Raw genomic sequence first — 11497 nt, 5'->3', positions numbered from 1 at the left:
TTATTGGGTATCAAGGCGATTTTTATTATCCTAAGTTGTTTTTAATAAAGAGAAGATAAACAGCTATTTCAACTGTATTGATCGTTTTATCGTGTGTTCGAATTTTCTGCCATTAAAAGCCCAGCTAGTTGCTGGGCTTTTTTATATTTCTTGTTGATGGTCTATCAGACTATTTACTGCTGTCAGGCTCGCGTTTTTCTAAGGCAAGATAGTTATCGATGCCCTTAATTTTATCTTCGGCATGGTGGTTAACATAGAGCACGGAAGTTTCGCTGCCAGCGCAGATCTTCTCGATCAAGGCGAGCACCAGTTGGCGGTTCATATCATCTAGGCCTAGGCAGGGTTCATCCAAAATCAACAAGGGTGGATGTTTTACCATGGCTCTGGCGATGAGTAAGAGCCGCTGATCACCGTAGGATAGCTTGTTGAACGGGGTGTCGGCTCGATCGCTCATGCCCAATAGTGCCAACCATTCATCGGCGATCTGCTTCTGCCGATCGGTAGCTTTAGTGTATAGACCAATGCTGTCATAGAAGCCTGAAATAATGACATTTCGCAGGCCGGTGCCCACTTTGTACTCCCACTGTAAGGCGGTTGAGACATAGCCGATAAACTGCTTTATCTGCCAGATGCTTTCGCCGTTGCCGCGCTGAAAACCGAAGACAAAAATATCGTTTACATAACACTGAGGATGGTCGCCGGTAATCAGTGACAGCAGGCAGGTTTTGCCACTGCCGTTAGGGCCGCTGAGTTGCCAATGTTGATTGGGCTCGATGGTCCAGTCGAGTGAATCGATAATACGATGACCGTCGTAAGTTACATTAATTTTATTCAGTCGCACTAGGGGCTGGGTTGGGTCAAGCGGTGGTAGGGCGGTATCACTGTCGGTGGGCGGCACTTGAAGTTCGGTGGTTTTCAGGTGTAACAGATGATATAGCTCGTTATAGGCTTGTGAGTCATGGCGATCGATCTGGTGTTGTAAGCGGCCCTGATCGACATAGGCAATATGGGTGATGAAATCGGGAAACTCATCAAAGCGGTTAAGCACTAGGATCATCGGGACGGTTTCGACTAAACCGAGCAGATACTGTTGCAGCATCTCTAGGGTATGAGCGTCGAGTCCGTCGAAGGGTTCATCGAGTATTAATAGGTCTGGCTCACTAGCTAACGCCCGAATCAGCATCACCTTGCGGGATTCACCGGTGGATAACTTACGGAATGCACGTTCGAGCAGAGATTCTAGCTTGAACATCGTGACCAGTTGTTGGATCAACGCTGGATTGCGGTCGCCTTCATGAAGTATCTCATGCACTGGTGTGCCTTCGGCGATAACATCCATAATATCGGCGTCGTCTTTTTTGCGTTCCCGCTCAATGAGTTCCGCCTGTGCTTCGAAGGATACTAGGCCTACTTTCGCTGGAATGCCGCTCATTGAACCGCTAACGATATCGCCAGCGCCCGCTAAAATAGCAGCCAATGCTGATTTACCCGCACCGTTTGTGCCGGTAATCACCCAGTGCTGGGTATCATCCAATTGCCAGTTGATCTCATCTAGCTGAAAGCGGTCATCAAAGTTTACGGTGAGGTTATCGAGGCGAATATTCATAGCGATCCGAAGTCTGTGTTGGGTTGTTTTTAAACGCTAAAAAAAAGGCCAGGAGATTAGTCCTGGCCTTCATCTACCTGTTATTCATCACAGGTGAGGTCGTTATTAAACGATCTTCTTCATGTCAGCCATGTGGCCACGCAGAACCGAACCGATCGCTTCAACCGGGTGTGAACGCAGGGCAGCGTTAACTTCGATCAAGCGAGCGTTGTCGACGCCAGTGTCGTCCAGTTCCAGACCTTTACCGATAACGTCGGTTTTAATGTCTTTCATGAAGTCAGCCAGCAGTGGCAAGCATGCGTGGTTGTACAGGTAGCAGCCGTATTCCGCTGTATCAGAGATAGTCGCGTTCATCTCGTACAGTTTCTTACGGGCAATGGTGTTAGCGATCAGCGGTGTTTCGTGCAGTGATTCGTAGTAAGCGGAATCAGGGATGATGCCTGCAGCCGTCATGGTTTCGAAAGCAAGTTCAACACCCGCTTTCACCATAGCAACCATCAGGATACCGTTATCGAAGTATTCTTGCTCGGAGATCTCTACATCGCCGGCAGGCGTTTTTTCGAACGCTGTTTCAGCGGTTTCTGCACGCCATCCCAGCAGGTTCTTATCATCATTAGCCCAGTCTTCCATCATAGTGCGAGAGAAGGTGCCATCGATGATGTCATCTTGATGCTTGTTGTACAGCGGACGCATGATCTGTTTCATCTCTTCAGCCAGATCGAATGCTTTGATTTTAGCTGGGTTAGACAGACGATCCAGCATGTTAGTTACGCCGCCGTATTTCAGCGCTTCAGTGATGGTTTCCCAACCATACTGAATCAGCTTAGATGCGTAACCCGGATCAATACCTTCTTCAACCATTTTGTCGAAGCAAAGTAGGGAGCCTGTCTGAAGCATACCGCAAAGAATCGTCTGTTCACCCATCAGGTCAGACTTAACTTCAGCGATGAAAGAGGACATCAGTACGCCCGCTTTATGGCCACCGGTACCAACGGCATAAGCCTTAGCCAGTGCTAAGCCTTCACCTTTAGGATCGTTATCTTCGTGAACAGCGATCAGCGTCGGTACACCGAAGCCACGTACATATTCAGCACGTACTTCAGAACCAGGGCACTTAGGTGCAACCATGATAACGGTCAGGTCTTCACGGACTTTCATACCTTCTTCAACGATGTTGAAACCGTGAGAGTAAGACAGGCAAGCGCCTTCTTTCATCAGAGGCATAATAGCGTTAACAACCGGCGTGTGCTGCTTATCAGGTGTCAGGTTAAGCACAACATCAGCGGTAGGGATCAGTTCTTGATAAGTACCTACAACAAAACCATTCTCAGTCGCGTTTTTCCAAGACTGACGCTTTTCAGCGATGGCTGCTTCACGCAAAGCGTAAGAAACATCGAGGCCACTGTCGCGCAGGTTTAGACCCTGGTTCAGGCCTTGAGCACCACAACCGATAACAACCATTTTTTTGCCTTTCAGAGCGTCAACGCCATCGCTGAACTCGTCCATAGACATGAAGCGGCATTTGCCCAGTTGTTCCAGTTGCTCACGCAGTGGCAGCGTGTTGAAGTAGTTATTAGACATATCTGATAGTTCCGGTTAATTAAGTCATAGCCGAGGGCGGTGACTGAAAATTCTGTTCATTTACCTAGCAGGTACAACATTTCCGGCAAGGCTCAAAATCAGGCAGGCGGACATTATACAGACAGCCCGACTGAAATTTAATAGGGCTACTCTATAGAAAAACCAATCTTGCGTATATTGATATATATACATCACTACGTTGCAAAAAATGGGATGTAGGCCGTTGGCTAATCAATCTTCATTTTATAACTCTCGATTGCCTGTTGTTCGAGTGGTGGAGCCTGCTATAAAACCTTTTTGTCTGCAGGGACTGTGCGCTTTTTGTAAGCGCCGCTCGCGCTTGTGTGGCATCAAGATGATGCCTTTAGATGCATCGCTCAGTCCAAACTGTGCTACAAGGCACCATATTGGGGATGTCTACGCCATAGTGCAGAGAAGTTAGTCTAAAATGTAAGGTTCAAATCTAATTGAGTACCGCTAGTAATGAATGTTTCCAGAAAGATGAGCTGGATTGTTATCTTAAGCTCATTAGCGGTATTACTGCCCGCATTATTAACTTTTTACTATGCAGCGAAAAAAGAGCTGTTAGCAACAGAACTAGCGCAACATCGGGATTATATTCAGATTACCGCCGATAATTTTTCGTCTGATTTATCGATCTTTGCGACGAATCTGGCGAAGCTCGATCTGCTTATTAATCGGCAACTGGTGGATGCGGGTGATAAAGAGATCGCTCGATTCGATAAACGCATGGCTATTTCAGCCGATGGTGCGTGGCGCAATAATAAAGATACCTATGACGGTAGTATCGACGCGGGCCTATTTTTACCGCCGAATTACCCTTTAACCGAAGAGAGCAAACGTTTTTATGGCCGGTTGTTCAATATATTCGAATCTTTCGGCGTGGCGACGCATAGTGAAAAAACCTTCAGTAATATCTGGTTTTTAGGTCCTCAACGCAGTGAGCTGATTTTTGATCAGTATTTTCAAAATTTTGTCTATTTGATGACGCCCACAACGGATTACACGATGACCGAGTGGATGACGCTGGCATCGCCTGAGCGTAATCCCGAGCGGAGCATAAAGTGGACCTCACCTCTGTTTGATCCCGTGTCAGGGGCTTGGATCGTAAGCGCCGTTCATCCATTAGATATTGATGGAGAGTGGGTTGGTACATTGGGACAGGATGTACAGTTAAACCGGCTATTTACCCTGATTCAAGGTATGGGGGACCGGTTTGAGGGAGAGCAACATATATTAAGGGATAACCAAGGGGGCTTTATCCTAGCGGGGCCGTGGCAAGAGGAGTTAGAGGGGAGTGTGGAGCAGTTCTCAATCGATCCACAAGAATCTGGCTTATTAGCCTTGCTGTCTCGACAGATGACCGATTCGGCTAGCCTGATGGGGGAAGTGACACTGCAGGGAAAGTCCTATCAGGCGATAGGCTTATCACTGCAACCAATGGATTGGGATTATATCCACTTAATTCCTACCGATGACATGTTAAAAAACTTGTTGAAAGTGGTTTATGTTGCGGCACTTTTCTTTGTGCTCACGGCGATAGCGATCAGTTTAGTTATTAATACTGCTGTACGAAAAGTGATCTCCAAGCCCATTGAGCAGTTAGTGTTACGCACACGTCTTTTTGCGATTGGGCTTAAGCCTGAGCCCGTCGCCAATTGGGGAAGTCATGAGATGACTGAACTCGCACTGGCGTTAGATATGATGAATGACGATTTAGAGCGAGAAACGAACCGTTTAGCCTTTATGGCAACCCATGATGATTTGACTGGGCTACCTAATCGAAGCTTACTGAATGATCGTTTAGAGCAGGTGATTGCCGATTCTCGGCGTAATAACACTAAAGCGGCGGTGCTGTTTCTCGATCTAGACCAGTTTAAGATCATTAATGACTCATTGGGGCATTCAACGGGCGATAAGCTACTTCAGATGGTGGGCGAGCGAATCTCCTTTCAACTGAGAGAAGATGACGTGGTGTCTCGTTTTGGCGGCGATGAGTTTGTGGTGGTTATCTCTGATTTTGAACATATGCTTGATCTGTCGAATATTGCTGAGAAACTGTTATTTATTATCAAACAGCCTTACATCATCGATGGTTATGATCTGAGTATTACCAGCAGTATCGGCATCAGCATTTGTCCTGAAGATTCAGACGTGGCTGAAACGCTCATTCAAAACGCGGATAGCGCTATGTATCAGTCTAAAAACCTTGGCCGGAACGCTTTTCAATTCCATACCAAGGATATTCGCGATCAAGTGTTACGTAAACTACAGCTCGAGGAAGCGTTACGTAAGGCGCTCGAAGAACAGCAGTTTCTACTCTATTACCAACCTAAAGTGAATCTTAAAACGAACGAAATTTATGGCATAGAAGCATTGATTCGTTGGCAACATCCAGAGATGGGGATCGTTTCGCCGCTTGAGTTTATTCCTCTGGCGGAAGAAACTGGGTTGATCATGGATATCGGTGAGTGGGTCATCGAGGAAGCCTGCCGGCAGATGAAGCAATGGTCAGAGCAGTATCCTTGGTTGAAAAATATGGCGATCAACCTGTCGGTGCGACAGTTTCAGCAGAAAGATCTTTGTCAGCAGATTGAAGGCATTATGCATGAGCAGAAAGTTGATAGCGCTAAGATCGATTTTGAAATAACAGAAAGTATGATTATGGGCGATGTTGAAGCGGCTATTCGTGTGTTGGCACAGCTTCGAGCCTTGGGTGTGTCGATCAGTATTGATGATTTTGGTACGGGTTATTCCAGTTTGAGTTATCTGAAGCATCTGCCGGCGGATACTTTAAAAATTGATCGAGCTTTCGTGAATGACCTAGTGAATGATAAGAACGATCAAGCGATTACAAAATCGATTATCGCGCTCGCAACCAACTTGAATCTAAACGTGATTGCTGAAGGTATCGAAGATGCTGAACAGGCGGCTATGTTGACGGCGATGGGATGCCACTGTGCGCAGGGTTACTATTTTAGCCGACCTCTACCCGCTGCAGATTTCACGCTGTTATTAGCGGAACAACATAACAGTTAAGACCTTGAGTGAACCTAGATAACGCTAAATTTGGGGGGCGATGTGAGCCGAAAGGGGTGAAGATTAAGCAGAGTAACCAGGGGCATGATTACTCTGTTATGAGCGTTACCATCAACGGATGGGTTGATGGTAAGTGGAACAATTCTTCTTAATTAAGGCCGGCCAGCAGTTCTTTCCATTCAGTATGCAGAAAACCTTCATCCTTCATAAGCGTCTTAAAAGAGGTGCTTTGTTGACGGATTTCGAGAAAAACTTTATTTGCCTGCTGTAGTTTTTCTTTTATCGGTTGCTCTGAGGTAAATGGGCGCATGGCGATGCGGTTACCCGAGTGAGTCTGGCCATTTCTGGTGTAAGCGATGGTTGGGGTCAAAGGGAAAGCTTGATTATCAATCCACAGGGTAGCGCTGTTAATCGAGTGGTATTCACCGCTCACTGCCAGCTTCAATGTTCTAGGGCGGTCGTGATCAATATACAAAGCGCTGCAGACATTATACTGATTGCAGGAGAGGGGATGAATAATCTCATCTGACAAGTTATAGGTCAGATTATATTCTGGTTGGTTAAAGAGGGTGCTACAGCCTGTTAATAGCGCAAGGCAGAATACGAAGGCGTATTTCATGCGTGTGTCCTTTCCGGAAATAGGTAATGGGTGGTCGGCTCATTATAGCGGGGATTATTATTGCTTCAATGAAAGCGATCTTTGATTATTCAATATAATTGAGTGGCACTGCGGTTGTATCAACAATCTTACGCATAATAAATGATGATTTAACGCCGCTAACACCATGAATGCGGGTGATTTTTCCCAATAGAATATCGTGATAGCGATCCATATCCGGCACAGCGACTTTGAGCTGATAATCCGCATCGTGCCCCGTAATTAAATAGCACTCCATGACTTCGGGAAAGCCCGTGATGGTGTTTTCAAAGGTCTCAAATCGTTCTGGGATATGCTTATCCATACTGATATGAAGGATCGCCATTAGGTTAAGGTCGACCGCCCGTTCATCCAGCCGCACCACTCGTTCACGAATAATCCCACTGTCTTCTAATGCTTTGACTCGGCGTGAGCAGGGCGCGGCGGTTAGGCCGACTTTCTCGGCAAGGTCTTGGTTTGATAGCCCACCATTACGTTGCAGTTCGCGCAATATTTTCAAGTCAAAATGGTCAATGTGGTGGTTTGATTTCATGCTTTGCTCTCTTGGCGCAATTTTATGTAATGATTTAGTTTATTTTATTTATTTTAATTGCGCAATTTTGTTTATTTTTTATTATTTAGCGCGGTTATTGCGCAGCAATCCCTTTAAACTTTGCTCTATTGATCGCTGCCGTGATCGATGTTGCCGAGAGCCACCAAAGCATGCCGTTATCAGCGGATGTGGATGACAGCACCAAAAGTGTTTAATCAGGTTTAAGCGCCAGTCTACCGGGCTGATAGAGGCATACCAAAAGTATGCCAGAGAGCGATTTGATCCCGCGCCTTGTTGCGCGGGATTTCAATTCAAATGAAACGTTAATAATTTATAACGATTTTAAACCCGATACTGCCATTGGCAGGACTTAGCAGGACGAGACTATGTTCGATCATCGTAAATACAAAGCATTTGAACCGATCCGTTTGACTGACCGTACTTGGCCAGACAATACGCTCACACAGGCACCTGACTGGTGTAGTGTTGATCTACGGGACGGTAATCAGGCGCTCGTAAATCCGATGAGTGTTGAACAGAAAACGCGTCTTTTCGACCTGTTAGTGAAGTTGGGCTTTAAAGAGATTGAGGTTGGATTTCCATCGGCATCGAAGCCTGATTTTGATTTTGTTCGTAAGCTGGTGGATGAGCAACGCATTCCCGATGATGTCACCATTCAGGTGTTGACTCAGGCACGTGAAGAGCTGATTAAACGTACTTATGAAGCGATGGCTGGGGTTAAAAAAGCGGTTATTCATGTGTATAACTCCACTTCGACGGTACAGCGTGAACAGGTGTTTGGTCAGTCTCGAGAAGGGATCAAGGCTATTGCGGTACAGGGGGCTAAATGGGTGCAGCAGTATGCACAGCAGCATCCTGATACACAGTGGTCGTTTCAGTATTCGCCCGAAAGTTTTAGTGGCACTGAGATGGATTATGCCATTGAAGTCTGTGATGCCGTGATTGAGCAGTGGCAGCCAGAGAGTGGTCGCGACATTATTATTAATTTGCCAGCGACCGTCGAAATGTCCACCCCGAACCGTTTTGCGGATCAGGTTGAATATTTCTGTCGTAATTTAGTCAATCGCCAGCATGTGCGTATTAGTCTGCATACCCATAATGATCGTGGTTGTGCGGTGGCTGCAGCCGAGTTGGGCGTGTTGGCGGGGGCGGACCGTATTGAAGGCACTCTGATGGGCAATGGTGAGCGTACCGGTAATATGGATATTATCACCATGGGGATGAACCTGTATTCTCAAGGGATTGACCCAGCATTGGATTTCTCCAATATTATGGAGATTAACGAAGTGGTAGAAAGCTGCACCGGTATTCCGGTTGGGGTGCGTCATCCTTGGGCTGGGGAATTAGTCTATACCGCTTTTTCCGGTAGTCATCAGGATGCGATTCGCAAGTCCGTGAACTATCACACTGAGCACAATAAGCCACATTGGGATGTGGCTTATCTGCCGATTGATCCGCGTGATATTGGCCGCGAATATGAAGAGATTGTGCGCATCAACTCGCAGAGTGGGAAAGGTGGCGTGGCGCTGGTATTGGAGCGTGATTATGCGATTAGCCTGCCAAAATGGATGCATGCATCATTGAGCAGTGTGGTTCAGTCGGCGGCCGAGGAAAGCGGTGTCGAAGTATCGCCTACTAATATTAAACGACTGTTTGATGAGCATTTTATTTCGGTGCCAACACAGTGGCGGTTGGAAGACTATGATCTGCATACCGACGAACATCATGTCAGCGCTCGCTTTCGCATAGGACATCAGCCGTTCAATGGTGAGGGGGCCGGTGCGCTTGAAGCGTTGTGTTCGGCGCTAACCACGGCGTTTAACTGCGCTATTGAGGTGGTGCAGTTTGATCAACATGCGATCAGTGGTGGTACTGACGCTAAAGCGCAAGCGTCGATTGCGGTACAGATCAATGGTGTCGAATATTGTGCTGTCGCGGTGGCCGGCGATACATCGGCGGCGACCTTGCAAGCGATGTTGACTGCTTTTAGCCGTACTGGGCTTGAAGTCACACAAGCTGCTTAATGTTATGAATAGGCAAAACTCGGTCTGAATTGCCGGGTTTTGCTTATGCTCCATCTCTCTGTGGCTGCTTCAGGTCGTTCGTTTAACCTCAATAGCGTTACTCTTCTCCGTTCAATTATTCCTCGCTTTACTTCTATTCCTTCGACTATTGATACCGTAGGCTGAGTTTTCAGCTTTAGATGCCTCGATTGCTGAAACAGGTTTGCTGAAATAATTTTAACTCGGTATGGTTTTAACTCAGTGGTACGGGGTATTAGCCGCCGTGCAGGGTAACGACGCAAATCTGTCAGGGTGTGCCTTAGTTGAACAATATAGGCTATCCGTTGCGGATCTCTTTTAGTGGGTTAACAACATAATGCAGACGAATATTTTGCTTCGGATTCAGCCGATTCTCTTCTCTATCTTCGCGGTAGCGGTAAGTCATAATCTGTTTTTTGTGATGTTACCTATTCGGCTTAAAGAGGGCGGTTTTGCATCGTCTGATATCGGTATGGCGATGAGTATGTTCGCGGTTGGCGCGATTATGGCCGGTATTTTTGGTTCTCGAGCCGTGTTGAGGGCGGGGCATATACGGGCGTTTTCCTCCATGGCTGCGATGTTGGCAATTGTTTCCGTGTGTCACAGTTATTTTCTTAATATCTGGATTACCGGCGGTTTACGTATGGTGGCTGGATTTTGCTTTGTCACTAGCTTTATAACGCTGGAAAGTTGGCTTAATGTGCTCAGTGATAAGCGCAATCGAGGAACCGTATTTAGTACCTATCAGATCTGTTTTGCGATTGGCTTTGGTTCTGCGCCTTTTCTGTTCAGTCTCTCCAGTGAACATGATCCCCGCTTGTTCGGTTTGATCGGTGTATTTCTCTGTATCTCGTTGATTATCATGTCGATGAGTCGCTTACCTCTGCCTGAACTGCCTAGTCGCCCCCGGGCGATGTCTCCCAAACGGTTATGGGGCTATTCGCCGTCGGGTACGTTGTCATGTTTTTGTGCCGGCTTAATTAGCGCGGCGAGTGTGTCGCTAATCTCTCTTTATGCCTACGACCACGGCATTACCGGTATCTGGTTATCACTGGTATTAGGCTCTTATCAACTGGGTGGTTTACTGACTCAGTATCCGGTGGGTTGGTTGGCCGATCGTTATGATAAACGCTCGGTCGCCGCTGGCTTGATGGTGTTGGGAGTGGTCAGTAATTTACTGATTGTTGCAGAAAATTTTGTGGCGATGCCGATCGAAATGCTCGTGGTACTGTTTTTGGTTTCAGGTGGTTCAGGGGTTGCACTCTTTCCATTGGCTGTGACTCAAGTGTTTGATCATATCGATACTAAAGAGGCGATATCAGCTACCAGTACCATGCAGATCTTGCTGGGCTGTGGCGGGGTGCTAGGGCCTATTATTGCTGGTTTTTTGATGACTCAGTTCGATAGTGTTTGGTTGTACTACTATTTAGTGGCGGTTCACCTCTTGGTGGGCATCTTCTTAATCGTGCGTAAGCTCTATGTGCGAACCGAAACCCTCGAGAGCCATTCGAAGTATCAGATCAGTATGCAGACATCCGTCGGTACATCGGTGCTTGATCCTCAGCTCAATTATAACTTGGCTGAAATTGGTGATCCTGAGCTCAAACTGCTGTTAGTGGCATTGGGGCAATATCCGAAAGATCCCGGCATTTTGATTAGTACCGCGCTGGAAGGGTCTTCCTTGAAACCTCAGGATGTTGCTATCCATATGGTATTGGCGTTGCCCAAAGGTTCGGGTGAATTGATTAAGCGATTAGTGCAGTTATTTCCTGATGATCGGTTAGCGATTGCTTATTCATTGCGTGATCTGTTTGTGCTGCGTAAAGAGCGGATCAATGCGATGTTGTTGGAGGCGCTGGTTGATGGCGCTGATGATCTTGAACGTACCGAGATTGATTCGATGATGGAGCATATTATCCGCGAGCAGGATGAAGAAGATGAGTTGGTTGCCGCCTCGGCGACTTAGAGTGAGGATAAAACAGAACCTAAAGTGTGTC

Annotated in this window: 7 protein-coding genes; 3 read left to right on the top strand and 4 right to left on the bottom strand. The window is 46.8% G+C overall.

All coding sequences use genetic code 11. From position 1 onward, the window contains the following. Positions 1–169: 169 nt before the first annotated feature. On the bottom strand, positions 170–1606 hold the full coding sequence (gene modF / locus KO512_RS11135; protein WP_215952418.1) for a molybdate ABC transporter ATP-binding protein ModF: 1437 nt from the start codon (positions 1604–1606) through the stop codon (positions 170–172). A 105-nt stretch (positions 1607–1711) separates the two neighbouring features. Beyond that, positions 1712–3187: a ketol-acid reductoisomerase gene (gene ilvC / locus KO512_RS11130; RefSeq protein ID WP_215952417.1), complete on the bottom strand. Its 1476-nt coding sequence runs from the start codon at positions 3185–3187 to the stop codon at positions 1712–1714. 501 nt (positions 3188–3688) lie between these two features. Between ilvC and KO512_RS11125 the strand changes: the two genes are divergently transcribed. Next, complete coding sequence (locus tag KO512_RS11125) at positions 3689–6247, top strand: putative bifunctional diguanylate cyclase/phosphodiesterase (RefSeq protein ID WP_215952416.1); 2559 nt, start codon at positions 3689–3691, stop codon at positions 6245–6247. Positions 6248–6395: 148 nt separating this feature from the next. Here the strand turns inward: KO512_RS11125 and KO512_RS11120 are convergent, their stop codons facing one another. Both KO512_RS11120 and KO512_RS11115 read right to left on the bottom strand, forming a co-directional pair. Continuing rightward, positions 6396–6866 carry a hypothetical protein gene (locus KO512_RS11120; protein WP_215952415.1) on the bottom strand — a complete coding sequence of 157 codons (471 nt, stop codon included), beginning with the start codon at positions 6864–6866 and terminating at the stop codon, positions 6396–6398. An 85-nt stretch (positions 6867–6951) separates the two neighbouring features. Continuing rightward, positions 6952–7437 carry an Lrp/AsnC family transcriptional regulator gene (locus KO512_RS11115; protein WP_215952414.1) on the bottom strand — a complete coding sequence of 162 codons (486 nt, stop codon included), beginning with the start codon at positions 7435–7437 and terminating at the stop codon, positions 6952–6954. A gap of 386 nt (positions 7438–7823) precedes the next feature. Here KO512_RS11115 and leuA point away from each other — a divergent pair, with 386 nt between their 5' ends. Further along, positions 7824–9482, top strand: coding sequence for a 2-isopropylmalate synthase (gene leuA, locus KO512_RS11110; protein WP_215952413.1), 1659 nt, complete (start codon positions 7824–7826; stop codon positions 9480–9482). Between the two features lie 355 nt (positions 9483–9837). After that, positions 9838–11466 (top strand): MFS transporter, encoded by a 1629-nt coding sequence (locus KO512_RS11105; RefSeq protein WP_215952412.1) that lies wholly within the window; start codon positions 9838–9840, stop codon positions 11464–11466. Positions 11467–11497: the final 31 nt, after the last annotated feature.

This window comes from Amphritea atlantica (assembly GCF_018860855.1).
Lineage (GTDB): Bacteria > Pseudomonadota > Gammaproteobacteria > Pseudomonadales > Balneatricaceae > Amphritea > Amphritea atlantica_A.
The sequence above is the reverse complement of the archived record's forward strand: the minus strand, read 5'-3'. Positions and strand labels throughout refer to the sequence as shown.